The organism is Shewanella sp. ANA-3, from assembly GCF_000203935.1.
Classification (GTDB): domain Bacteria; phylum Pseudomonadota; class Gammaproteobacteria; order Enterobacterales; family Shewanellaceae; genus Shewanella.
Genome location: NC_008577.1, coordinates 1,461,506 through 1,486,735, shown reverse-complemented (window position 1 = coordinate 1,486,735; position 25,230 = coordinate 1,461,506). Strand labels below are relative to the sequence as shown.

Sequence of the window (25,230 nt, the reverse complement as noted above, 5' to 3'; positions counted from 1 at the left end):
GGATCGCGCCACACCGTGTAATTTGACACTTTCTCAATCAGCAATCACAAACCAAACCCATTTCTTGAACACATTTTTTCTACTTTCACACGATCCAACCTAGCAAGACCTTGATCCAGAGGCACACTGTCACTCCTTGAAAAGATAACGTCGAATACCAGGGATTTCGGGATGTACGGCGTACAGATCCCCAGCGTCTGGATAATCGGCCAGTTCCAAGGATGTCATGGCAAAACGTGCCGTGGTGATGTACAAGGTGTCCAACTCTTCTCCGCCGAAGCAGCAACTAGTGGGACGGGGCACGGGCATGTTGATTCGATTACTCAGATTTCCGATACTGTCGCAACGTAGCAAGCATCCACCATTGAACTGGCAGACCCACACCTCTCCCGCTATATCCAAGGCAATACCATCAGGGCGCCCCAAATTAGCCGGAGTTTCGGCGAATAATGTCACGGTCCCGATTGAACCTTCAGCCGAATAATCGGCACGAAAGATCGAACGTGCCACGGAATCGACGAAGAATAGTGTGCGCCCATCTTCCGACTAGACCAGGCCGTTGGGCGGCGCCATGTCCCGGAGGATCACCTGAGTATTCAGCTCGCTGTCGTAGCGATACAGTACTCCGGTCTTGCGGCTCGGCCCCTCATCCATAAGGCCAGTGACAAAGCGTCCCTGCGGATCGCAAGCGCCATTATTGAAGCGATAACTCACTCCGTCATGGACATCGTTAGAGTGCATATATACCTCGCCACTATCGACGTCGAGCATAGCAACGCTGGCGTTCTCGGCGAAGATCAGATTGCCTTTATCGATCTGCGCTAAGGCACCGGTGCGCGTCGTGATAGATAGATGGCCTCCACTCGTGCTTGCGGGGTCAGAACGAGGATCTTCCCACCGGAAATATCGACAAAATATAAAAGCCCCTTGCGCGCATCCCAGACTGGACTCTCGCCAAGATCGGCACGGACATGGGCGACCTTTCGCAGGCCATGATCGCCACTCGTTGCCAAATTCCTTGATGCGCCTCCAGTTCCGGGCAACGACTTCTACGCTGTCACATTCGACCCGTGCCAGATCCGTGGGACAAAAGACGCCGGGGTTCTCGCAGAAACGCGTGGCACATGCTCCAAAAACAATTTACCGGCCCGTGTCAGTCGCGTGCTGCGGCTGGTATGGACGAACAGCTGTTCACCCAGGTCTGCTTCCAGCTCTTTGATGGCACGCGATAGCGGCGACTGCTCAATATGCAGTCGTTCAGCAGCACGAGCGAAGTGTAGTTCTTCGGCCACGGCCAGAAGGCAACGCAGATGCCGACATTCCATTAACTCCTCTTTTGCTAGCTAGCCGACCTTTGCGACCTTGCCAGAATAAGCAACAAAAAGCATATAAGTAGCGCGGCACCCAAGTTGTAGAGCATTCCCGAGACAAAGGCCGAAGCGTATTGGTCCGCTTGCGCTAACGCACCGTTACTTGCGGTCAACGCCGTCCCGAACAGGATGCCGACTATGGCTACACCCAATGCAGCACCGACCTGCTGAACAGTGGAAATCACACCAGACGCCATACCAGCTTGGTTCTCCTTTACAAAGCCCAGTACCAGGTTCAGTAGTGGCGTCATTATTAAACCCTGACCAGCTCCGACTATGATTAACACGGGAATCAACGTTACCGGCAGCAGCTCTGCGCCAGCCATCTGCACTTGCGTAATCAGCAGCCCGATGGAAATCGCGTAGACCAACGCGCCTGCGACGATAGCGCGCGCTCCCCATAGTGCCACTAGCCGGGGTGCGGTTAGTGATGCCAAGACGAAGCCCACGCTGCATGGTGCGAAGATGCTGCCCGCGACGAAGGGGTCAAGCCCCAAACCGGTTTGCACCAGCAAGGCAAAGGACAAAAAGAATGAGCTGGATGTGGAATAGACTAGCAGAACCAACAAGGCTCCCAGCGCAAAGCGACGCTGCCTCATCAGTTGCATATCCACTAACGGAAAACGTCCGGCGATTCGCTGACGCTCCTGATACCGATAAAACGTCACCATCAGCGCTACGGCGCCGCCTAAGCTCCACAGGCTCCAGGCAGGCCAGCCTTGCCCAGGCCCCTCAATCAGCGGCACCAGCAAGAGTGCCAGCCCACTACTGACCAGTATCACACCACTCCAATCCAGTGCCGGGCTTTGCTCGGCTCTGGACTCGGGAATGCAAGATGCTGCGGTGATCGCGAACAGCCCGATAGGTACGTTGATGAGGAAGATCGTACGCCAGCTTAATCCGAACAGATCGGCATGCACCAGCCAACCACCCAGCACCTGGCCAGCGATGGCGGCCAGGCCCAGCGTCATACCCAGCAAGCCAAAGGCGCGCCGACTATCGTCGCCGTCGAAATTCACGCGAATGGAAGCATAGACCTGCGGGAACAGTAATGCAGCAGCTAGGCCCTGCAACACGCGCGCAACGATCAAAATTTCTGCGCTGGGGGCTAACCCACACATCGCCGATGCCAACGTGAATCCCGCCATACCAACGATGAATAACCGGCGGCGACCAAACAAATCGCCTAATCGTCCGCCCATAATAAGCAATACACCGAAGGCCAGTTCATAACCCGCGACGATAAAGCCAATCTGCGCAAAGCTCGCCCCCAAGTTTGCTTGCATGCTGGGGATGGCCACATTGACCACAAACAGGTCAAAGATGGTGACGAAGCCAGCCAGCAACAGGACGGACAACCCGAGCCATGGGGGACGTCTGGCAGGGGCGGTACAGGTTGTGAAAAGATGAGAATCATCGTTCATATTGCATCTCCATCGCGATAAAGCGATCATTCTCAAACCCTTTTTAAACAAGTACAATTTAACAACTTATGCTATTACTAAAAGCAACGAGATAAACTATGCGCACCTTGAAACGAACTCGCGACGAACTCGGGGCTTTTTTGCGCGCACGTCGTGAACGGTTATCGCCCACTGATTTAGGCCTCCCTAGTGGAGGACGTCGGCGTACGCCAGGGCTTCGCAGAGAGGAGGTGGCAGCACTCGCCGGTGTTGGGCTGACTTGGTATACATGGCTGGAGCAAGGCCGTGACATAGGCGTGTCAGCCACGTTCCTGGACAATTTGGCAAGGGTACTGAAGCTAGATGCAGCAGAGCGCCGCCACCTGTATCTGTTGGCCCACGAACGCCCACCAGCCGAACCAGGCAAAACCTGGTGCGTGCTGCCGCCACTGGTGCGACGTTTGATGCTCGACTTGCCGCACCCCGCCTTCGTGCTCAACCTGCGCTGGGACGTGCTGGGCTTCAATGCGCCAGCTGATGCACTGTTCGGCTTTGGCAAGCACGCCCCCGAACGTCGCAACCTGCTATGGATGCTGTTTACCGATTCCGTCCTGCACGAGCGCGTGGACGCCTGGGAAGAGCAAGCCCAGCAAATGCTGTCGAGCTTTCGTCTCGATTTCGCCCGAGCCACCCAGGAAGTAGACATCCATGAATTGGTGGACGAGCTGAAACGGGTGTCGCCGGAATTCAAAATGTGGTGGCGAGCGCACGATGTGCACGCCCCCTGTAACGGCGTGCGCGATTTTAAACTGGATGGTGAGGTGGTTGAATTTGAGCACACTTCGTTGACCATCGACGCAGAACGCCATCTGCGCTTGGTGGTCTATGCGAAAGTCGAGACAACAGCTTACTAAGCGATGGTTGGCCCTCTCTGCCGCCCAATCTCCCACGACACCCCACCACCACGTACAGTCGCGGCGATCTGCTGACCCAGCCGCTGCTCGATCACCGGCTTCCACGGCACCAGGCTGAACCCCATACCGTCATCGAGCATGGCGTAGCGTCCACTGGCAAGCATGACGTTGCGCCGGTAGATCCCCGCCACGCGCTGCCCATCGGCCACGGGGCGATGCTCCAGGCCGGTATCGGCGACAATGTCCTGCGCGGCTCGTGCCAGTTCCCGATTGCGCAGCGTCGCCAACAAGTTGCGCGCCAGGATCACACCCAGCCCGCGTCGATGGGCCAGCCCCTGTTCTTCGAGGAAGTCGGCTCGTTCCTGCAACGCTTCCTTCACCTCTCCACCAAAGCCTATGTCACTGAATCCTCGACCACCGCCGATTAGTTGCTGGTCAAGCCAAGTAGCGCCGATCACGCGCGCCTGACGTTCGATGGGCAGGTGCGATTTCAGCTCCACCGCCACACCGCCCAGACGCTGAGTATCATACTGACGCCCACGCTCAGGCAGGTCGCCCGGCACCTTCCATAGCCCCTCGGCCACGCGCTCCACAATGCCCACACGACGTAACGCTTCCAGGCGACGAACATGGGCTGCGACGATTTCTTGTGGGTCGCGCCCAGCCTTGGTTCGGCCTTGTTCGATGACTAGGTGATGGTCTGTGCGGTACAGGCCGTCGCTTGCCAGTTCCGCGATGTTGCGGTCGGCCGAACGTAGTTCAGCAGAACAGCGCACTTCCACCACGGCCCCGGTGGGATAGTTCGTCAACTCGTCACTGGTGTTGAGTGAAATGTAATGGGCCTTGCCATCCACGCCGTCAATCACCAAATAACCCCGGTCGCGCAGCTCATCGGCGAGTCCTTTACCAGCCACACGCCCGATGACACTGCGCCCGCTCTCACCCGGTTCAAAGACGGTCAGTTCTCGTGAAAGGCCGCTCATGGACCTTTGCAGGGTGCGGATGATATCGCCACGTTCACCCAGGGCACGCAATGTCTTCTCAGCATCGGCGTGAATGTTCCAGGTGCCGGGCTGTATCTCGTCCGCCAAGCCCAGGCGCTGCAAGTGTTGCAAGCGACCAATGAGCAGTTGTCTCTGACGTTGCAACGCCGGGTCGATAAAGCGTTCGATCTGCACCCGGTGGTCATCGCCAGCCTCTCGTTGCAGCGTGCGATCCAGGCTCGTCCACCGCTCCTGTTCCACCTCGCGTCGCAAGGTCTGCTGGATCTCCAGTTCAGTGCGCCGCCCCAGCCATTCCGTCGCCAGTTCGGCGGCGCGATGGCGGAAGCCGTGGGCGATGTAGTCGCCGGCGATGATGAGGTCTTTGCCAGTGTCGTCACGCCCACGCACAACCAGATGCGTGTGTGGGTTGTCAGTATTCCAGTGATCCACTGCCACCCAATCCAGCTGCGTGCCTAGATCAGCTTCCATCCGGCTCATCAGATGACGTGTGTAAGTGCGTAGATCACCTAGCTCAGCTCCATCCTCGGGCGAAAGGATGAAACGGAAATGGTGCCGGTCGCCCTGACAGCGTTCCTTGAAAGCGTCGAGATCGGCCTCGTCGATCTGCGGCCCATAGGCTCGGCCTGGCTCACCATTACGCCCCGCTCCGTCGCGCTCGATATAGCGCAGGTGCTTCCCCAGCGACTGCGGGCTAGCCCGGCGCTGATTGACCAGCAGGGTTTTGATAGTGACACGGCGCGAGAACGGCGTCAGTGAAGAGCCCGTAAAGCGTGCGGCGGTATGGCCACGCCCCAAACGTGAGCCGGGCCGCTGGCCAGCGCTACCCGCCGATGTCTGACGGCGTGCCGAGGATTTGCCCCCACTGGCTTTGCCTGTCTGCTTGAGCACTTTGGAAACAAAGCCCTGTCCCCGGTGCTTTGGCGCATTGGGACGGATACGAAAATCATCATCGTGGTAGTCACTCATGGCTGAGTCTCTAGAAAGCTGTGGCGTGTTCCGTCGCGTAAAGCACGCCGATAAATCAACATCAGTGCGGGTTTCGCGCTCCTCACGGCACCGTGGCAACGCCGCGATGTGCCGCGCCACCCACACGTGCAGACTGACTTTACGGACGGCCAGGTGCCGCCCCCTTTTGTCTTGCCTTCCGCCTTTGCCCTTCGCTGTCGCTCCGGGCAGCGGCGGACCGGGGGCGCGGTGCTGCTGGCAACCAGCGCGCCGGCGAACACAGCCACGACCACAGGCCGGGCATGTTCGAGGCAAGACGCCTGCACGTTGGAAGGCAGCGCGGATGCGCTCGCACTACACGCGCGATAGCACGGCGACGCGCCATCAAGGAGGAGATTCGATGGCACAATGAAGCGCAGTAAATCGGCCGCTATCATTGACGTTTCTCCAGCCAAACAGGGCTCGCAATACCGATCACGGCGGACACGCTGACCGGGCCGAAATAGCGGCTGTCAAACGACGCCGGGTTGGTCACACTCAACAGGAACAGTTCGCCAGGTTGAAGCTGTCGGCAGTGCGGCCAGGCTTGCAGCTCCCGGCCAAGCCGATCGGTGTGCAACAGAGCGGCCACCGGTACACCGTCGATGCGTACCTGATCGGCCGAAATGCATACATGTTGTGGTGCGACTGCACCCACACGTTTCAGCAATGGAATGTGGTCTGGCAGGTAACCACGCTGCGCGGCGAGCACAGCCGTTTCTGGCGGCAATGTGGTCAGGACGATGCTGCCGACTTCCGCCCTATGTGATAGCGAGTCGGAGGGGTGGTGCAGCGGATCGAGGCGATACCAGCCTACTGCCACGCTGTCAGACGGGTTGTAGATCAGGCGTGGCAACGGCTGCACGAAGGACGCCCAAGCCAATGCAGCCAAGCCGCAGACGGAAAGAACTATCAGTAAGATGTGCACGCTCAGGCGCGAGCGAGAACGCGATGCGGGGCCAGCAGTAGAAGCAGCGGTCATTGCAGCGCCCTCCCGGCCAGCCAGGCGGCATGCCGCTCGGCGGTGTACTCAGGCAACGGCAAACGCGCAGCAAGCCTATTGGCGAGCGTACGCCAATACGCGGGCGGCACCGTTGCCGGTGCAATACCTTGTGCCTCGATAGCGTCGATGCGCTCCAGCATAGTGCGCACCCTGTGGTCGCCTTGCGTGTGCAGCAGAAGACGCGCGCCGGGCTTCACACCAGGGATACGCTGCATGGCATCTCGCGGCAGACCAGACTGCATCACCATGAGTTGCCAACGCACAGTGCCGTAGTCATTAGCCTGCCAGCGGATGCGGCAGAATATGGCGTTTGGCAGGAACACCGCCACGCGCCGCCAGCGATCGAATCGAATGATGCGTACGGGTTCACCGAAGCGCAGGTAAAGCTTGAAGCGGGATTCGAGATAGGCCAGCGAGACGCGCGTCAGCGGTGCGCTGTCGGCCTGGCCGGGGAACGAGGCGAGCGGCGGTCGCGATGCAACTGGTGCCGTCGAAGGTTGTGTGTTCATGATGGGTTCTCCGGGAACTCGCGTTCCAGCAAGGCACGCAGCAACTCGGCCACGGTCACGCCCTGCGTGAAGGCTGAGACCTTGATGCGCGCCCGCATGGCGGGCGTGATATCGAGGGTCAATCGAGCGGTGTAGACATCGCCCTTGTTGAGTGCGTCGGCGTCGCCTTGGCGAATCCATGCCTCCGCCTGTGGATTGGCGGGAGGACGCGCACCGATGCCGACGCGTTTGCTGTGCGCCTTGCTCATAACGGCCACCGCAGCAGTTCATCCACCAGCGCCGTGATTTCACGTGCGGCGATGCTTTTTGGCGACGTTTCGCGTGCCAATCGGCCAGCGGTCACGCTGTCGGCGAAAACGATACGCTGGCGCACTTCAGCGCGCAGTACGGGCAACGGCTGTCCGGCCAGTGCCTGTCGTGCTTCACGTCCGATTACCGTGGTGCTGACGCGCCGATTGATGACGAAGGCCGCAGTTAGCTGCGGGCGGAACATGTGTGCCTCGCGGATCAACGCCATCATCTCGGTAGAAGCCCATAGGTCGTAGGGGCTCGGTTGCACCGGGATCAGTACCCGCTCGGCCGCCAGCAGTGCGGAGCGTGCCAAGGCGGCAATCCGGGGCGGGCCATCGATGATGACGTGATCGGCTCTTCTGGCGAGTTCTGGCGCCTCTTGATGCAAGGTCTCACGGGCGAGACCCACGGCACTGAACAGCCTGGGCAAACCTTGCTGGCTTCGGCGCTGTGTCCAGTCCAGTGATGATCCTTGCGGATCGGCATCCAGCAGGATGACGTTCTGACCGCGCAGCGCGAGTTCACCGGCGATGTGGGTAGCGAGCGTGGTCTTGCCTACGCCGCCTTTCTGGTTGAGCAAAGCAACGATCATGGCGCGGCCCTCCGTACAGGAAAGCAATACCTTGAAAAGCCTGAAAAACGCTTTTGCCGTTGCTGGTTGACGGTTATCCACCGCTTCAATAAGTGTTTATTATTATTGGTTAGATAATTTTTTAAGTTAGATACAAAGTTAAGGGCTAAAAAAGTATTTATAAAACAGTTTGTTAGACTAAATTCTCGCGGCTGATAGCACGATACCTGTGCGCCTGATAGCACGAGTCTTAGCGCGCCCGATAGCACGAGCCCGTTCACAGCTTGTTCTGCTGCCATCCCCAGACTTATCCCCGTGCCGTTTGCGGCACGGGCCGGAAGGCGAGAATCTCTGGTTCGCCGGGCCAGCGCTCGATGGACAGCTCGTAACCAGGCAGTGACTGCTTGGCTACCAGGGCGCGCAGATCGCGTGCAAAATCGCGCGGCTGCGCCAAGCTGCCGGACTTGCGATACAGGTAAGGAACATCGAACTGCCAACCGTTTGCCTGCCGACCACCATGCTTGCGTACCAGTCGGTACAGCCAGCGCTCTATACCGCCGGTGAGCCGGAAATATGTCGGGTCGATGGTCAATACCAGTGCAGCATCGAGTACGCCCGCATAGAACCAGTCCGGCAAGATCAGCTCGATGCCTAGCGGCTTGCCGTTGGCATCGGCCAGTTCTTTCCACTCGTTGATCCAGGAAAACCGGTGCAGGCGCCGCCCGGTGGTCTCGCGGATGGAGGTGGCCACCGTGGTCGATTGCAGCCGGTCGAATGCGGCTTTGAGGCGCTGGTAGTCGCGCAGCGACGTACCGCGCCCGATAAAGCGCAGGATCTCGTAGGGCGTGGCCTGCATTCGACGTGACGGCTGGATGCCCGCATCGCGGGCTTCGACAATCTGGCTGGCGGCCCAGATCAATATATCGGCATCCCAGATAGTGGCGATGCCGTGTTCCTGCGTGCCCTCGACACGAATGGTGATCTTGCCGCTGCGAAAGTCGATCGGCGCCGTGCGCCGCGACTTTGCCAGCGAGAAGAACGGATAGGCCATCAAGTCCTGGGCGTCGCGCGGTGCCATATCCTCGGCCGGCAGTGCGCGGAACAGGTCGAGCTGCTCTCGCTGCTGCGTTGGCCGCTGCCGGAGTGGCAGCGATGGACTGGACATGGCGACGGCCACCGGCGAGCTGTCGATCAGCGGCCATCACGGTAGTCACCCGCGTGGCGTTCGGCGTATTCGGGGTCGGAGGTGGCCTCGTAGCTGCGCGCATCGGCCCACGCATCAAGATCGGCCACAGCGTACATGACACGGCGGCCGAACTTGCGGAACTTCGGCCCGCCGCCGATCACGCGCTGCTTTTCCAGCGTACGCGGCGACAGGCGTAGATATTCGGCGGCTTCGTCGTTGGTTAGGTAGCGTTGTGGCTGCGAGGGCGCAGCGGCAGTAACGGCGGCAGGTCGTAAAGGAGCGGGTCGCATGGGATGTACCTCCATCGGTTGAAAACGTCCGGCCACACAGCGCGGCCGGATGGAGGCAGTCTCAAGAAACATGGGGCTCTTGTTCAGGGACGTTTTGCGGTAACCGCAGCGCGTCCCTGCTCAACGGGAGGAAGTTGCACCAAGCGGCGATAGCCGCCGCGCATCAGCGCATTACCCCGGCGAACCAACCGGCGCACGCGGGCGCGCAAGGCGCTGTCGGCATGCCAGTCATCGGCGACGGCATCGACCCCGAACAGCCCTTCGGCTACTTCACGCAATGACGCGCCCGCCAAGGTCGCGTCGAGTGCCTGCAAGGTGTGTAGTTCCAACAGAGGCGCCAGAGATGGCCGAGGCCCCGTCAGCGCGACAGGAGGGATGCCGGTGACGGTTGCCAGCTTACTCAGCGAGGCCGACAACGCCTGGCAGCGTGCGCGGGACATGCCGGATGCTCGAATGGCATAGGCGTAAGCCATGCCATCGGCCAGGTCGGGCGCCAAAGCGAAGCGCAGACAGGCACCCGGCCAGCGGGCCACCAGTATCAATCGCCTCCCATCATGAATCAGGTGCTTGTGGCCCGGAAGGCGCCAAAGCGTGAAGACTTCCGTATCGAGCGGCGGGTCGACATCTGGATAGAGTTGGAGCACTGCATCGTGATCGGGAAACCAGGCTGGATGCGCGTCGCGCGCATCCAGCGCCGGGTTTTCCAGCAGGCGTAAGCCCCAGCGCAGCGCCGCGTCCGATCGGCGCCGACAGCGTAGCCAGTCTTGGCGATAGTCAGGATGACGGCGCAGGTATTCCCACGCCAGCGCGGGGCCATCTAAGTGCAGAGCATAGAGATAGGCCGCCGCTGGATACCAATACTCAGAGCTGCGATCAGCCATGGCGCAACCTCCCTCGGCTTGAGGTACGTCGCCACGGCGGATACTCGTGCTATGGAGCGATCATCGAAACGTCATAGATAAAGCGATAAACTAATAGTATCAGGGACGACTGTCTCCAAGGCGTTGCAGACTTCCTCCAAATGCGACGACGGCTAGCCCCAAAATGGCGTGCCGCATCGGCCAGCCTGCCAAAAGCCGCGCCAGACATCATGACCGTTTCGATCAGGTGCGCACCATTTCGATGCAAGGTCGGCCATTGAGACCCAACCGGTCTGAGGCCAGACCCAAAAAGACACAATGCGCTGGCGTTGTCTCTGATTGTTCAGTCGATGATCGAGCCGTTCTCCTCAGCTAGCCGCAGGTATTCCGACAGCCGGCGCACCGGCTGGAAGTAGCGATCGCGCATCACGGGCTGCCGGTGCGGCCCAACCATGGACGCCAGATCAGACAGCTTCACCGCTCCCAACTCAGGCATCCCGATCCCCAGGTCGATCAGGCCGTGGGCTGTGTCCCCGTCAGCAGGATCGAGCGAGGCCAACAGCCAGGTAGCGTGCGCATCCGGGGTGAACAGGCGCACCACTGGTATTGGGTCCAGGGAGTCGCCGTTGGTGATCAATTGTGCACGCTCCGCGTCAGTGATGAGCAGAGTCATGGTCGCACGCCTTCCCCAAAAGAACAGAACCACCAAACCGCGTCACCATTTGTACGTGAAAACTCAAAAGCGCAACCCCACGAATCAGCCGAAGCGTAGAAGCGTGAAGGCGCATTGGAGTAAGTCTGGAAAGGCACAAATACGACTCCTCGAATTTGGCGAGATCCGCAAAAGCGGATTTCTGTAAAAGCACGAAACGGGGGATTATCACCAAATGAACACTATAGATTGTAGCCCTATAGGACGCAATAGGTTGTCATCTTGGTTTTTAAGAGGAAACCATAGGTGGCAGCAGAATACTCATTGGCGAGGGCGTTGAAAGCAGTCAGGAAAGCGCGTGGCTTGAGCCAAGAAGCGTTTTCCGACGTGTCGAGCCGCACCTACATGAGTACCTTGGAGCGCGACCTGAAAAGCCCGACCCTCAGCAAGCTGGCCGAGCTGTGCGAGGTGATGGAGGTGCATCCGCTTACGTTACTAACGCTGGCTTATACAGAGAACGACCAGCACAAAACTAGCCAGTTGCTGGATCAAGTCCAGCGTGAATTGGATGCGATCGTTGAGGGTAAAAAGGAATGAGCGACGCCACCTCCTCCTCATCGCTCTCCAAGGAATACGCTAGCGACAACGTATGCCGTGTCCTTGCTCTTGATGGCGGTGGCGCAAAGGGCTTTTATACACTGGGCGTTCTCAAGGAAATTGAGGCCATGCTTGGATGCCCACTATACAAGCGGTTCGACCTTGTGTTCGGCACGAGCACTGGGGCGATCATTGCTGCACTCATCGCTCTAGGATATGAAGTAGACCAGATACACGCCCTCTACACCGCGCATGTGCCGCGGGTTATGTCCAGCCGATCAGCTTCAGAAAGAACAGCAGCACTTCAAGATTTGGCGAAGGAAGTATTTACAGACAAGACTTTTGAAGATGTCAAGACGGGTATCGGTATCGTCGCTACCCGTTGGATGACCGAGCGTCCCATGATCTTCAAGGGTAGCGTTGCGCAGGCACATGGCCGCAAGGGAACCTTCAGTCCTGGATTCGGAGTCAGCATTGCTGACGCAGTGCAAGCGTCTTGTTCGGCCTATCCATTTTTCAATAGGAAGACGGTCGTCACTGCAGCCGGCGACAAGATCGAATTGATCGATGGAGGCTATTGCGCAAACAATCCCACCCTTTTTGCAGTAGCAGACGCGACTGTCGCCTTAGAAATGGAACGCAAAGATATTCGGGTCGTGAACGTCGGCGTCGGTACTTACCCTGAACCAAAGCCGGGATTACTGATGCGGATAGCCAAAAAATGGCTTGCCGTCCAGTTGCTTCAGAAGACGCTTGAGATTAACACTCAATCAATGGATCAGTTGCGCAACATTCTATTCAATGACATTCCAACAATTCGTATCAGCGATACCTTTGAGCGCCCAGAAATGGCGACAGACTTGCTTGAGCACGACCTTGATAAATTGAATCTCCTTCGACAGCGCGGCAGTGAATCGTTCGCAGCGCATGAGGCACAGCTAAAGGAGTTTTTGATATGAGGGAGGCAGAGCATGGGAATACCTGAGTCACAGCTCGAAGTCTGGTCCCACCAAGGATCTATCAAGCAGTCAGCTGCAACCTACCATAGCATCAAAGATGCACTGGAGACTGCGAGTGCTGCGTACCACGGCAAGAACTATCAGGTGTTCCTGCAAGGCTCCTATGGAAACGATACAAACATCTACTCCGAAAGCGATGTGGATGTGGTCATACGACTCGATGATGTTTACTACACCGATTTGACATCGCTTTCGCCTGAAGATAAAGCGATATATGACCAGGCACGTATTCCGGCCACTTACGCATATGACCAGTACAAGAAGGATGTAATTAAGGCGCTTACTGACCGTTTTGGCTCTGACGTCAAGGTCGGAGACAAGGCCATTGCCGTAGCGGCGAATGGTAGCAGACGGAAAGCCGATGTCATCGCAGCGATGCAGTTCCGGCATTATTGGAATTTCAAGAGCAGCCAAGATGCGCAGTACACCGAGGGCATCTGTTTCTTCAATGGAGCAGGAGAACGCATTGCCAACTATCCGAAGCAGCACTCGCAAAACCTGACCGCCAAGCATCAGGACAGCAACCAATGGCTCAAACCTATGGTTCGCGTCCTGAAGAATATTAGAAGCAAGCTCGTTGATAACGGCACATTGCAACCTGGAGTCGCCCCGTCCTACTTCTTGGAAGGCTTGCTCTATAACGTCCCGAACGACAAATTCAGCTCCAGTTATGCGGACGCCTTCGTCGACGCAATAAATTGGATTCAGAATGAAGCGGACAAGACTAAATTAGTGTGTGCCAATGAGCAGTACTACCTGCTCCGCAGTGGAGCGCCCAATTGTTGGGAAAGCGCTGACGCGGACACATTTATCAACGCCAGCATTGACCTCTGGAATACTTGGTGAGGCACGCCAAAAAACAAGCATTCGCCGCTAGGACAATGCGGCCTGCAAGTAGGTGGAGTTAGGAATGGGCGGTCGCGTCATCAACCTTTTCATGTGGGGATACCAAGACAGCTACAGAATTCGGATTCAGTTGCTAGCTCGCAATGTCCTTAGGGAGTTGGGCGCACCTGCAGAGGCAGAAGTGCTTCTTGTTGGAGCACGAAGACCTAATAGCGAAAACCGGAATCCGGTTTGCGTCGAGCCAGAAGCGGGAAAATGGCCCCTGTCGCTATTTGATGGCTTGCTCGATTCAGTCGAATCGACTTACCTCAACCACGATATGCAGAACCTTTTTTATGGTGACGAGGCAAGTATGCGGGACAAGCCTGAATGGATGCGCCGAGATTCGGTACGCATATCTGTTGGGCAGGCTCTCAAGGTCTTCGATGCCGAGCACGACGTGGCTTCGTTCTGTGGCGAAGTCAGACGCATTGATGATTACTACATTACCCCGGTCATACAGATTCCAAACGCAACTTTTGTGCAGTTCCCGCCGTTGCCTTCAAAGCCTGTTGATAAAGGACAACAAGGAAGTGGGCTTCGCAGTTTGATACATGCAGCGATGTATGCAGTTCTTCATGAGGCTACTGAAGAGTTGCAGAGCCCTCAGCCTGGACGATTTATCCAAAACAGTATGAGAGATGCAGAAGAAATCGTACGCATTGCTGCGAAGAATTTCCTGCATACTCCAGGACTCTCAATCGAGAAGCGGTATATTCATGCCGATCTTTTCGATGTAATGAACCTTATCTCATCTCTCATGTATGAAGGGGCGAAAGGTGTTGGTCAGCTTACTCTCGTCGACCCCGAGAACGATGCGATCGAATTCCTAGCAAAGTTTGCTCAGCCGGTTCCTTTTCGTGAGCCACGATGGGCGCGGAAGGTCTTGCAGATGGCGACAACAGGTGTTGGCATCATTGCAGACAGTCAGCGCATTTACGGACTTGGTAAGCTGAGGGATCCGCACGATTTCAGCGCACAGGATGCGTTCACAGTTGCTTTTATCGATCACTATCACTGGGAGCTGCGTTGTGGCAATCAAGTACTGCTGCGCAGTCACTATGCTGTGCCCAAGCTTCCGCAGGAACCTTTCGACAAGGCTGCCTTCCTCTCAAACTATACTCGCCTGTTTCCACAAGCTTCACGGGAAAATGGATTGCACCTATGGAGCCTATTGCTGGCCCAGACTAGACAAGATTACGGCAGCATGATTGTCGTCGCTGCCGACGCAGCCAGCGAAGCACGACGGCTTAGAAAGCAGGGTACCTGTATAGATCCAACCTTGCTTTCTGAATCGTTGATGCAGAGTGTCAGTGGAATCGACGGTACCATACTGCTCGACCCCTCTGGCTTTTGCCATGCCATCGGGATCATTCTCGATGGCGAGGCGACCGATCAATGTACGCCTTCAAGGGGCTCTCGATACAATTCCGGCGTTCGCTACGTAACAGCGAGCTGTCCCAGAAGGCTTGCCATTGTCGTATCTGATGATCGCACCGTCGACATTATTCCTCGGCTCCGACCGCTGGTTAGCCGTGCGAAGATAGAACAGCATATAGCTCGGTTAGAAGCGGCGACACTCGACAACTATCACGATTCTCGAAACTGGCTGGACGAACATCGGTTTTACATCAATAACGAGCAATGCTCTCGGATCAACAATGCAATCGAAAGATTGGATGCTCTTCCGAAGGAAGTGGGCTTGATCTACATCGGAACGGAAAAGTTTGAATCTCATCCCGAGATGGATGAAAGCTATCTTACTGACTAGCCGATTACTGCCGCGCGATGGAGGCGTAAGCTCCACTGCAATGGGCCTCACCAACTGTAGGAATAGGAAAGAGTTTTGAAAGTAGAGGAAAGCATTGTCCGGTATTGGCATGCCGTTGAGTTGCTGCAACCGCAGTCTGCCCCTAAGTTGAAGAAACGCAGCAGTTCCTACGGTGCGTTCATTCACAACACGCCCATAGGGAATCCTATCCCTCCTTGGTCAACGGCAAGTATTGTTGCAAAGCAAAAATTGCCCAAGCGGCGCGTCTGGAGCCACACACTCTTTGCCCATATCTATGACAGTCGGCGTATCACTGAACACCTCAAGGAAGTCTATGGCGCTGATCAGGGCTATCGTGAGCCACAGTATCGAGAGTCGGCCCTATTCGCAGCGAAATTCACTATGACTGGTCAGTTCGTCGATGACAGTTTCGTGCTCTCCAGCGAAGCATGGTTTCTGGGGCGGGTGTTGACGGGAAAGGATTGGACCAGAGGGTTTGAGGAGGACCAAACAGCCATCGGCGATCATGTGAAAGTGCTGTTCGAGGGTCAGGTATCCAGCGGAGCGCTGCGTGAACTGACACACTGGATTCTCCAATACATCGGCGTAGCGGGTTTCTTTGGTGACATGGACGGCCACGTATTTCGCTTTCGCTCCCAGCCTGTCAATCCCAACAAGCCAGAGTCGGAAGACGATCCACTCAATAGCTTTCTGCTCGATGATCTCGCCAACGTCGCCGACAGCATCATCAAGGGAGGAAAAAGCAATCCGTTAGATCAATACTTATATCGACACGATGCACGACTACGATTGCAAATAGACAATGATCGCGAATCGCTACCACTAATCGATCGATTGATGCCAGACGCCTATCCCACGAGCTGCTGGCCCTCGGAACAGCATCTGGGGCTGGTGCATTCCCAGCAGTTGGCTGTCAATACGATCCTCGCCACGCTTGGCAACGGACAAGGACTGTTGGGCATCAATGGCCCCCCAGGCACAGGCAAGACGACGCTGCTGCGTGATTTGATTGCCACCATTGTTACCAGCCGGGCCGATGTGCTCGCCAAGCTACCCCGCGCCTCCGATGGGTTTGTCCGAAACGGACGCGAAGCAGCCAATGATGGCGGTAAGGAACAGTCGTGCTTCAAACTCGATCCAGCTCTGTATGGCTTCGAGATCGTTGTGGCTTCGTCCAATAACGGCGCGGTGGAAAACGTCACGCTCGAATTACCCCAGCGCGACAAGATCGACGAGAGCTGGCTGCCCGAGGCGGAGTATTTCGCCGAGCTGGGCGAACTGGTGAGTGGAAAACCTGCGTGGGGATTGATTTCCGGTGCGCTGGGTAGCAAAACGCGGCGAACCAAGTTCGTGGAGCGCTACTTCTATGGTCAGCGCCCGTTCGGCAGCGACGACAAGGCGGACCCTGACGCCGAAGATGAGGCCGAATTAGATGATGAATTTGGCGATGCTGTAAATACCTTGTTTTCTACGCCTTCCACGGTAGAGGAAAAGTTTGGTGCAAGCGAGGAGAGCGACGAGGCACCGGCGGACAAGGAAGAAGGACCGAAAGGCTTTCTCGGATGGCTCAGTGCATGCGCTGAGGTCAACAAGACTCGCTCCCCGGAACAACGCCAAGCCTTGTGGCAGGAAGCCATCGCCGATTATGAGGCTGCCAAGACAGAGGTGCGCAGAACGTGTGCTGCTGCCAATCGCATCCGCGAGCTGATCCAAGCCCTCTGCAAGACAAGAAAGCAGGTCGCGGAGCAATCTGAAGCGCTACGCACTCTTGAAAGTAAACTGGCTGATGCGGTCAATCAACTCTCTCGCCTGGATGCCGAAGAGAACCGTCCTGCCAGCATGGCGCTGAAACAGTGCTTGTATGAACTTGAGGTGCATCAAGCACGAAAGCCGGGATTTTGGGCGAAAGTTTTCAGTTTTTGGGGCGCGCAGCGAGACTGGGATGCTAAGCGGAAACGGCTCGAAAGCCACCACGACTTGGCCAAATCCGAGTTTAGCCGGATAGCACGCCTCACCAAGCAACTGGGTGCTTCGCGGGAGAGCTTAGAAAAGCACACCGCCGATACGCGACGTGCGCTTCAACGCTTGCGCAGCCAATGCCAAGCACACATGCAAGATGCCATCGACGTGGCAAGGGAAGGCCAAGCCGATCACCTGCTCGCATGGCTGGAAGACGGCGCTATTGGTCGCGGCGATGCCATCGAGCTGGCCGAGCCTTGGCGCTTTGAAGGCTGGCGCCAAGCGCGGGCCCGCGTCTTCATTCAGGCACTCAAGCTTCATCGGGTGTTCTTTGAATTGGAAGCATCCCGTATGCGCTCAAATCTGTTTCTCATCAACGGAATGTTGACTGGCACCCGCTACCACGGCATCTCGCGTGACGCTATTCGCTCTGCCTGGGCGTCGCTGTTCATGGTCGTGCCGGTATTGAGTAGCACCTTCGCGTCGTTTGCGCGCTCATTCGGCTCGTTGGGGGGCGGCGATATTGGCTGGCTGTTGGTGGACGAGGCTGGCCAGGCATCACCCCAAGCAGCTGTCGGCGCGTTATGGCGGTCCCGGCGTGCATTGCTGGTGGGCGATCCGCTTCAACTCAAGCCGATCGTCACCGTCTCCGATGCCGTGCTCGAACATATGCGTACACGCTACCAAGTCGATACACACTGGCTCCCCAATCGACAATCCGCACAGACACTGGCTGATGAAGCTACCCGCTGGGGGCGCATGGCTGGACCGACCGATGGCAAGACTTGGGTAGGATTACCGTTGGTTGTTCACCGACGCTGCGACAAACCCATGTATGCGCTCGCTAATCGCATCGCCTATGACGGAGCGATGGTGTATGGAACCCTCACACCGCGCCCCGACAAGGAAACACCTGCCAGCTTCCTGACAGGATGGATTCAAGCCAGCGGGGCGTCACAAGACAACTGGGTACCAGCCGAAGGCAAGGCCCTTCAGGATCTGCTTACGCTGTTGCATAGGGATGGCGTGAAGGCTGAAGACATTGCGGTCATCACCCCGTACAAAGCCGTCCAAGAAAATCTTAAAAGCATGCTCTCTGACAAGATGATATCCGGCACTATCCATACCATGCAGGGCAAGGAAGCACCTATTGTCATTTTGGTGCTGGGCGGGAATACGGCTGGCTCGGGAGCCCGCAATTGGGCAGTTTCGGAGCCGAATCTTTTGAATGTAGCGGCAACGCGCGCCAAACGACGCCTCTATGTGATTGGCGACAGAAACGACTGGAAGAATCGAGCGTTGTTTTGTGATGTCATGGATCTGTTACCACTGCAGACCACTTCGGAGCGCGAGCAGGAACAGATGCCAATTTCCCCTTAGTCGCCCACTCGAACCGATGAGGGCGATCATAGTGTAGTTGGTGAGTGGTATGGAGGTACCTCAACGTCTATTAAATAGTGTTTGCTGAGATACCGACGAATTCGCTTTGACTCAATATGCTGTGGAGCACTACAACATTGAGGATCGACCATGAGTTCAACAGGAACAATGAATCCACAGCAGATCTGCGAAGACTTTCTCCGAAAGGAAATTCGTTACAACAGTGAACACCATATCCTGCCAAGCGAAAGCGCCGTCGCGGATCGGCTGCTAGATCGCGGGATTGAGATGAAGCACGTCTATGAAGAACTGCATGAAAAGCTTCACCTGCACCCACCAGCACTCTCGCTTCTCCTTGGTTTGGTTCTGAGTGCAGCCGCTTTCTGGAGCCCGGAGAAAATACAGAGAGCGCGAACTGCGCGAGACGATCTCACCAAGACCAATCACCAAATTGCAAAGAAGGCGACAGAGTTAGCAATGCTGCTGGAGCGACGTTCTGACCTGCATAATACATCTGGCTTTAGTAGTGATACTCACTATCACGTCTGCGACGTGCTTGAGGCGGCCTCCCAGCACAATTATCTATTCACGTCCTATGTACAAGATCACCTGGATGCTTTGAGAGGACAATTTGACCTCAAGTACTGGCCTTCACTGAGCGAATTTTTGCAGGTATTAGCATTAGATGCGAAGACCGCCAACACGACTGCAACGGATCCCTTGACCGCTGCCGCAACTGCGGCAGTCCGTGCATCCAAGGCAGATTTTTTCAAAGCGCTGTTCGCCGCTATTGAGGAGAACTGCGCCGATAATTACGGCCGCTTACCAAACGGCTTCAAGCTTTCCGACCGGGCACTGGCCTCACTAGGCAACTGCGCATTGGATCTTGACCCCGACGACTTGGTCGATGATGCATATATCAAACGATTCCGGCAGCGTGAACGCAGTGGAGCCAAGTAGCAAAGTCCGGCGAAGCAAAAAAAGGGGGCCGAAGCCCCCTGGGTCAGATCAGGCCACGTTCGGCAAAGGACATAGTATCGCTACCGGCGACAATGACATGATCCAGCGAGCGTACATCCACCAGAGCCAGAGCCTCCTTGAGCCGATTGGTGATGGCTTCATCGGCACGGCTCGGCTCGGAATTTCCGCTGGGGTGATTATGCGAGAATATCACCGCCGCCGCATTGAGCCTCAGGGCCTCCTTGACCACCTCGCGTGGATACACCGAAGCACTGTCGATGGTGCCCCTGAACATCTCGGTGTATTCGATCAAGCGATGCTGCGAGTCTAGGAACAGTACTGCGAAGACTTCGTGCTCGAAACCAGCCAGCTTGGCACACAGGTACTCTTTGACAAGTGTTGGTGAGGTGAAGGACATACCACGCTGTATTTTCTGGTCGATGACCTGACGCGCGGCGTCAAGAATCTGATCTACCGACGCCGGCAGGTAGCGCCCTTGTGCGTCACGGACCAGCAGAGAGGAATCGAACGAGGAAAAGGACAGTTGTGTCATGATCGTGCTCCGGTTGCTCGGGCGGAATTGCCCGGAACCGGCGTCAGCACGGCGCAGCGCAAGCTGTCACAGGGTCATGAACGGCCATGGCCGCAAGCGTGCGAGCACGCGCAGCCCTTGACGGCGAGAACGCCGTGGTACGGTGAAGGGAACAGTAAGACCGCCCATACCCTACCCACTACATACACTCGCCCTTGGCAAGCGGAGCGCGCAGGCCCTTATGGTGCGTATTCCGGCGAAGTTGAACAGCCATTCCGGCCAACGTGAACACCCTGATCCTTAACGCGCTCACGTCACCCCGTTTCTAACTCGAGTGTTCAGATTGGGTCAACTCACTTCTCCTCTTTCTCATCGATTCTCCCTTCAGTGACAGCCGGTGAGCGTTGTGCATCAGCCGGTCCAGGATCGCATCTGCCAGAGTGTTGTCCCCCAAGCTCGCGTACCACTCTTCCGTTGGCAGCTGACTGACCACGACCGTCGAGTATTTCCCGTACCGATCATCCATGATCTCCAGCAGGGCGTTGCGCTGCTCGGCATTCACCGCTTCCAGTCCCCAGTCATCCAGGATCAGCAGCTCTATCCTTGCCAGTTGACCCAGCAGTCTGGCGTAACTGCCATCTACCTTGGCCTGGCTCAGCTCAAGTAGCAGACGCGGCAGCCGGTAGTAACGAGTGCTGTGCCCCTGCTGACAGGCTTGGTAGCCCAGCGCACAGGCTAGGTAGGTTTTTCCGCAGCCACAGGGGCCGGTAATGAGCAGGTTCTGGCCCCGGCGCAGCCACTCTCCTTGGGCCAGGTTTGCCACCTGTGACCGCTCCAGGTTGCGTGCAGACTGGTAGTCCACCTCTTGCACCGTGGCCTGGAGTTTGAGCCTCGCCTGCTTGACCAGCCGAGCTTGTTTACGCTGCTCCCGGCTCAGTTGTTCGTGTTCGACCAGCAGGCTTAGCCGCTCGATGAAGGGCAGCCCTTCGTAGGTACTTGCCTGTTCCAGTTGTTGTTGCACGGCATCCGCCATGCCGGTCAGTTTCAGGTGTCTCAAGCGGGTCAGCGTTTGTTGGGTCATGGGACGTATCCTCTTTAGTGGAAGCTCTGGGGGCCACGGATGTTCTCGTGCTCTTGCGGTAACTCTGGGTAGCTCAGCGGGCTTGCGGGCAGTTGGTCGCGGCCACTGGTCAGCACCGACTTGAGCTGTTTGAGTCGCACCAGACCTTCCCGGTTGGCCAACTGGCAACAGGCTTCAACCCGTGATGGCGGATACTCCCGGCTAAGACTCAGCAGCCCCAGGCAGAGTCGGTATGCCTGCTCGGCATGGGCTTTCTCTTCCAACCGTTCGCTAACCCAGCACAAGGTGCTCGGTCCGATGTCAGCAGCCCACTGTTTAAGACGCCCTGGGGTCCAGCGTTGCTGCTTGCTGTGACGTTCCGGCATGTGCTCAGGGAGCGTGCTCATCCCCGGGATGGTTTTACGTGGATGGCTCGCGACCAGCTGTTGCTGGTGATAGACCTGAAGCAGGGTATCGCCCGCATGGAGCTCCAGTTGCTGACCCACATACTGGTGTGGCACCGAGTAATGGTGCTGCTCATAACTGACGTGATAGTCGATGTTGACCTTGACCGTTTTGATGGCGACATAGCGATAGGGATGCACCGGCAGTGGTCCCAGTGCCGGGCGGTCCAACTGCTCAAATGCGTCACGTCGGTTACCGGGCAGTTGCTTGAACGGACGCTCGTTGAGTTCGTTCAGCAAGGCACGGATGCACTGGTTGAGTTCGGCAAGCGAGAAGAAGGTCTGATGGCGTAGACGGGCCAGGATCCAGCGCTCGACGATCTGCACACCCACCTCCGCCTTGGCCTTGTCCTTGGGCTTGTAAGGACGAGCTGGCATCACCGCCACCTGATAGTGCTCGGCCAACTGCTGGTAGCTGGGGTTGAGCTCGGGATCGTATCGGCAAGCCTTGCTGACACCGCTCTTGAGGTTGTCGGGGATCAGCAGTGCCGGTGTCCCGCCGAAAAACTCAAAGGCACGGACATGGCTTTGCAGCCAGTCCGGCAGTGACTGTGACCAGGTGGCCTCGGCAAAGGTGTAGTTGGACGCACCGAGCACGGCGACAAAGACTTGTGCCTGACGGACCTCACCCGTGGTCGGCGACACGATGGGCACCGTGGGCCCGCAGTAGTCGATAAAGAGCTTTTCCCCCGCCTTGTGGATCTGGCGCATGGAGCGCTTTTGCAACTGACACCAGGACTTGTAACGGTCACAGAACTGGGAGTAGCTGTAACAGCTATTGGGATAGCGCTGGGTGTACTCCTCCCAGAGCAGCTGTTTGGAGACCCCCTTGCGCTTGAGCTCCTGATGGACAGAGGGCCAATCCGGCACAACATGGCGGGCCGAGATGGTGGTATCGGCCTGCGGATAGAACAGGGCAGCCAGTCGGCCATCATCAAGCTCGGTAGGTAAGGGCCAGGTAAGGCCGAGCGCCTGGGCACTTTTGAGGAGTTTCTGGATGGAGCCGACACTGACCTTGGTACAGATACTGATTTGGCGAACAGAGAGGTCAGCTTCCAGCCGCAGTCGCAGTACTTCACGAATTTTACGCATTGCAATCCTCTTGGCAGACATAGGCTCTTCCCTGGCAAAAGGGAGAGCGTATCAAAGGTTTTTAAATCAATGCGTTAAGGATGATTCCGGTGAATGTGAACAGTGATTCCGGGATGTTGAACACTGTTTCCGGAAAGGAGGGGCGAAGTGTTCAGGTTGAACCGGAATGAGCGTTCACATTGGTCCGGAAATGGTGTTCACGTTGAATCGGAATTGGTGTTCATGATCGGCCGGAATATGCATATGGGCCGGAGGTGTCAGGGATCAAAGCCGGATGGCCGCGATTCGGTACGAAGCGCGGGGCGTAGCCCGCGAGCCCGACGGCGGCACGCCGGGATGAAAAGCTTAGGTGTGAGTAAACTTTAATGAGCATCCAGATTAATCGTTTGATGAATGACTCTTACAGAAAGGAGCTTAAACATACCCGTGATTCAGAGAAAGAGCACGACAACAACGCCTGAAAAACGCTTCGTCATCACCGGCGGCCCCGGATCGGGAAAAAGCACCTTGCTTGAAGCACTTGTTTCTGTGGGAATCATGCATATGCCTGAGGCCGGGAGAGCCATCATTCAGAATCAAGTGGCCATCGAAGGCGACGCGCTGCCTTGGAGAAATAGAGAGGCCTTCGCAGAGTTGATGCTCAGCTGGGAGCTGCGCTCTTGGCATGAAGCGGCTGAGTTCGCCGGACCTGTGCTGTTCGATAGGGGAGTACCCGATGTGATCGGCTATAGGCGAGTCGCTGGCCTCTCCGTACCGGGCCATGTACGGCGCGCCGCCGAGCAGTTTCGTTATGCGTCGACGGTGTTCGTGGCACCTCCGTGGGAAGCTATCTTCGCTGGCGACGCCGAACGCAAACAGAGCTTTTCTGAGGCGATGGCCACCTGGGAAACGATGGTCGCCACTTATACCGAGCTGGGTTATACCCTTATCGAATTGCCCCGTGTCAGTATCGACAAGCGTGTAGCTTTCGTGCGCGAAAAATTGGAATGCTGAATTAAGCCTTGGAAGAACTTGAGAGGCGCCCTTATCAACCAAGTAATCCGGACACCCACTTTAAATAGCGTTCTGTATGCCAAGATCGCATGGTGCCAAGCAACATGCAGCGTCAGTCACGTAGTAAAGCCTGGCTTGGCTACGCCGGAGTGCTTATAAGGGGTTTCACATCTCGTGGCGGGCTGCTGTGTGATTACGTCTGAGATCCGAAACTACGGCGATCAATCTATTGACCGGCTCGGCCAATCGTTTCGGTAATACACGATGCTCGGAAAAGATTTTTTCATTGGCAATCCAGCGCTTCGCAACCCATATATCGTCTTCGGGATGATTGTTGTCCACACCGTTGCAATACTTGTAGCCAACAAGTGCATCGGTATGCGATAGCAGGATACGCGCCATGGTCATGTGGAAGCGGTGCGCCTGAAGATCTGCTGGCCCCTTGGGGCGAGGAAGCGTCAGGCGAAGACATTTCTGATCATTGAAGTCCCTCCAGTCAGGCCCAACAACCTGCCCGGCACGCTCCAGCATCTTGCGAGCCTGGTCGTTCTTACCATTGACTATCGCCACAGCAACAGTTCCCTTCGAATACTCCAGCTTTTCAGCCAGCAGATTCATCCAGTTCACCAGTTTGTTCAGCGTTTTATCGTCGGCAAACACCAGGAACTGATGGCGCTGCTCGTCGTCGAGAAACGCCGGCAATTGCGCATAGAGTGGGTATAGCAAGTCATGGAGATAGATGTAGGTCTGCCGGCGCCCTTGCTCATGGCTGCGTGTGGTCGCAGTCAATACCCGCTGTGCCCACTCCGGCGTAAGTTCGGGCAGGGTCATTTCGGTGATATCGATGGAGATGAGTGGGAAACCGAGAGACTTTCCGATCAGCGCCTTGCGACCGTCAAAGGCGTGGCCAAGTTCGATTTCAACACCGCCAAGCACCATCGGCTCAGCCTGGACCGGCGGCCCAAGCACAGCCACATCGAGCCTGAACTTGCTGCCGAAAGGCGTCTCCAGGGGATGCTCCGTTGCCACTCGGTCGGCGCCAAGCAGCAAGTTCCCCTCCAGCGAATAATCCGATGAGTCCACATCCTTGAACGCCCAGGGCATAGCAAGTCCAGCACGCAAACGCCTTGAGAGTTCGTCCGCGACAAGTTCTTTCGCCCGCCGGTGTTCTGGGCTTTCTTGCACAACACGCCCCCGGCTGGCCTCTTCATCATCGAAGTGCGCTTTAGGGTTAAAGGTGTGTTGGGCAGGGAGTACCCGAAAATGGGATCGCCGACGCAATTTCCCATTTTCAAAAGAGGGGCTGACCCACGTCACCATCTGTCGCGATCCGTCGGGAGAGACTAATGGCCAAAGCTTGCGTGCATGTTCACGGCTTCGTACATCACGTGCCAAGATTGTGGTTTGGAAAATTCCTTTCCGGGAGAAAACTACAATCGCCTCGTCCATTTTCTCTCCCC

General features: G+C 56.8%; 22 protein-coding genes and 2 pseudogenes. 8 read left to right on the top strand and 16 right to left on the bottom strand.

The window, feature by feature from the left end:
* Window positions 1-129: 129 nt before the first annotated feature.
* The 3 genes and pseudogenes from SHEWANA3_RS06700 to SHEWANA3_RS06690 all read right to left on the bottom strand — a co-directional run bounded on the left by SHEWANA3_RS06700 (window position 130) and on the right by SHEWANA3_RS06690 (window position 2,794).
* Window positions 130-1,013, bottom strand: a pseudogene (locus tag SHEWANA3_RS06700) (SMP-30/gluconolactonase/LRE family protein).
* A gap of 99 nt (window positions 1,014-1,112) precedes the next feature.
* Window positions 1,113-1,325 (bottom strand): annotated as a pseudogene (locus SHEWANA3_RS06695) (LysR family transcriptional regulator); the annotation flags it as partial.
* A 14-nt stretch (window positions 1,326-1,339) separates the two neighbouring features.
* A complete protein-coding gene (locus SHEWANA3_RS06690) occupies window positions 1,340-2,794 on the bottom strand; it encodes an MFS transporter (RefSeq protein WP_041412584.1) in 1,455 nt (484 codons plus the stop codon).
* Between the two features lie 98 nt (window positions 2,795-2,892).
* Here SHEWANA3_RS06690 and SHEWANA3_RS06685 point away from each other — a divergent pair, with 98 nt between their 5' ends.
* The gene (locus SHEWANA3_RS06685) at window positions 2,893-3,687 is read left to right on the top strand and encodes a helix-turn-helix transcriptional regulator (protein ID WP_011716345.1); all 795 of its coding nucleotides are present in this window, start codon (window positions 2,893-2,895) and stop codon (window positions 3,685-3,687) included.
* On the opposite strand, the gene SHEWANA3_RS06680 is transcribed toward SHEWANA3_RS06685, so the two are convergent.
* The 9 genes from SHEWANA3_RS06680 to SHEWANA3_RS06635 form a co-directional block, all read right to left on the bottom strand.
* Window positions 3,684-5,657 (bottom strand): relaxase/mobilization nuclease and DUF3363 domain-containing protein, encoded by a 1,974-nt coding sequence (locus SHEWANA3_RS06680; protein ID WP_011716344.1) that lies wholly within the window; start codon window positions 5,655-5,657, stop codon window positions 3,684-3,686. The two genes, SHEWANA3_RS06685 and SHEWANA3_RS06680, sit on opposite strands and share 4 nt — an antisense overlap.
* Window positions 5,658-6,069: 412 nt before the next feature.
* Entirely contained in the window at window positions 6,070-6,657 is a 588-nt protein-coding gene (locus SHEWANA3_RS06670) for a S26 family signal peptidase (RefSeq protein ID WP_011716343.1), read from the bottom strand.
* Window positions 6,654-7,187, bottom strand: coding sequence for a DUF2840 domain-containing protein (locus tag SHEWANA3_RS06665; RefSeq protein WP_011716342.1), 534 nt, complete (start codon window positions 7,185-7,187; stop codon window positions 6,654-6,656). The genes SHEWANA3_RS06670 and SHEWANA3_RS06665 overlap by 4 nt, the downstream gene beginning before the upstream one ends.
* A complete protein-coding gene (locus SHEWANA3_RS06660) occupies window positions 7,184-7,435 on the bottom strand; it encodes a hypothetical protein (protein ID WP_011716341.1) in 252 nt (83 codons plus the stop codon). The genes SHEWANA3_RS06665 and SHEWANA3_RS06660 overlap by 4 nt, the downstream gene beginning before the upstream one ends.
* Entirely contained in the window at window positions 7,432-8,070 is a 639-nt protein-coding gene (gene parA / locus SHEWANA3_RS06655) for a ParA family partition ATPase (RefSeq protein ID WP_011716340.1), read from the bottom strand. The genes SHEWANA3_RS06660 and parA overlap by 4 nt, the downstream gene beginning before the upstream one ends.
* 286 nt (window positions 8,071-8,356) lie before the next feature.
* Window positions 8,357-9,214 (bottom strand): replication initiator protein A, encoded by an 858-nt coding sequence (locus SHEWANA3_RS06650; RefSeq protein WP_011716339.1) that lies wholly within the window; start codon window positions 9,212-9,214, stop codon window positions 8,357-8,359.
* Window positions 9,215-9,240: 26 nt separating this feature from the next.
* Window positions 9,241-9,525 carry a helix-turn-helix domain-containing protein gene (locus SHEWANA3_RS06645; RefSeq protein ID WP_011716338.1) on the bottom strand — a complete coding sequence of 95 codons (285 nt, stop codon included), beginning with the start codon at window positions 9,523-9,525 and terminating at the stop codon, window positions 9,241-9,243.
* An 83-nt stretch (window positions 9,526-9,608) separates the two neighbouring features.
* Window positions 9,609-10,406, bottom strand: a complete 798-nt coding sequence (locus tag SHEWANA3_RS06640) for a DUF2285 domain-containing protein (protein ID WP_011716337.1) — start codon at window positions 10,404-10,406, stop codon at window positions 9,609-9,611.
* A 322-nt stretch (window positions 10,407-10,728) separates the two neighbouring features.
* A complete protein-coding gene (locus tag SHEWANA3_RS06635; RefSeq protein WP_011716336.1) occupies window positions 10,729-11,058 on the bottom strand; it encodes a DUF2958 domain-containing protein in 330 nt (109 codons plus the stop codon).
* A 285-nt stretch (window positions 11,059-11,343) separates the two neighbouring features.
* On the opposite strand from SHEWANA3_RS06635, the gene SHEWANA3_RS06625 reads away from it, so the two are divergent.
* From SHEWANA3_RS06625 to SHEWANA3_RS06600, 6 genes are all read left to right on the top strand, one after another.
* A complete protein-coding gene (locus tag SHEWANA3_RS06625) occupies window positions 11,344-11,634 on the top strand; it encodes a helix-turn-helix transcriptional regulator (protein ID WP_011716335.1) in 291 nt (96 codons plus the stop codon).
* Window positions 11,631-12,593: a patatin-like phospholipase family protein gene (locus SHEWANA3_RS06620; RefSeq protein ID WP_011716334.1), complete on the top strand. Its 963-nt coding sequence runs from the start codon at window positions 11,631-11,633 to the stop codon at window positions 12,591-12,593. The genes SHEWANA3_RS06625 and SHEWANA3_RS06620 overlap by 4 nt, the downstream gene beginning before the upstream one ends.
* Window positions 12,594-12,605: 12 nt before the next feature.
* Window positions 12,606-13,499: a nucleotidyltransferase gene (locus SHEWANA3_RS06615; RefSeq protein ID WP_011716333.1), complete on the top strand. Its 894-nt coding sequence runs from the start codon at window positions 12,606-12,608 to the stop codon at window positions 13,497-13,499.
* 64 nt (window positions 13,500-13,563) lie between these two features.
* On the top strand, window positions 13,564-15,309 hold the full coding sequence (locus tag SHEWANA3_RS06610; protein WP_011716332.1) for a hypothetical protein: 1,746 nt from the start codon (window positions 13,564-13,566) through the stop codon (window positions 15,307-15,309).
* A gap of 75 nt (window positions 15,310-15,384) precedes the next feature.
* Window positions 15,385-18,669, top strand: coding sequence for an AAA domain-containing protein (locus tag SHEWANA3_RS06605; protein WP_011716331.1), 3,285 nt, complete (start codon window positions 15,385-15,387; stop codon window positions 18,667-18,669).
* A gap of 150 nt (window positions 18,670-18,819) precedes the next feature.
* Complete coding sequence (locus SHEWANA3_RS06600; protein ID WP_011716330.1) at window positions 18,820-19,629, top strand: hypothetical protein; 810 nt, start codon at window positions 18,820-18,822, stop codon at window positions 19,627-19,629.
* 43 nt (window positions 19,630-19,672) lie between these two features.
* On the opposite strand, the gene radC is transcribed toward SHEWANA3_RS06600, so the two are convergent.
* From radC to istA, 3 genes are all read right to left on the bottom strand, one after another.
* Complete coding sequence (radC, locus tag SHEWANA3_RS06595) at window positions 19,673-20,182, bottom strand: DNA repair protein RadC (protein ID WP_011716329.1); 510 nt, start codon at window positions 20,180-20,182, stop codon at window positions 19,673-19,675.
* A gap of 304 nt (window positions 20,183-20,486) precedes the next feature.
* The gene (gene istB / locus SHEWANA3_RS06590; RefSeq protein WP_000194037.1) at window positions 20,487-21,242 is read right to left on the bottom strand and encodes an IS21-like element ISAs29 family helper ATPase IstB; all 756 of its coding nucleotides are present in this window, start codon (window positions 21,240-21,242) and stop codon (window positions 20,487-20,489) included.
* A gap of 14 nt (window positions 21,243-21,256) precedes the next feature.
* The gene (gene istA, locus SHEWANA3_RS06585) at window positions 21,257-22,798 is read right to left on the bottom strand and encodes an IS21-like element ISAs29 family transposase (protein WP_001274811.1); all 1,542 of its coding nucleotides are present in this window, start codon (window positions 22,796-22,798) and stop codon (window positions 21,257-21,259) included.
* A 405-nt stretch (window positions 22,799-23,203) separates the two neighbouring features.
* On the opposite strand from istA, the gene SHEWANA3_RS06580 reads away from it, so the two are divergent.
* Entirely contained in the window at window positions 23,204-23,770 is a 567-nt protein-coding gene (locus SHEWANA3_RS06580; RefSeq protein WP_041412581.1) for an AAA family ATPase, read from the top strand.
* Window positions 23,771-23,935: 165 nt separating this feature from the next.
* On the opposite strand, the gene SHEWANA3_RS06575 is transcribed toward SHEWANA3_RS06580, so the two are convergent.
* Window positions 23,936-25,219, bottom strand: coding sequence for a hypothetical protein (locus SHEWANA3_RS06575; protein ID WP_011716327.1), 1,284 nt, complete (start codon window positions 25,217-25,219; stop codon window positions 23,936-23,938).
* Between the last annotated feature and the right edge of the window lie 11 nt (window positions 25,220-25,230).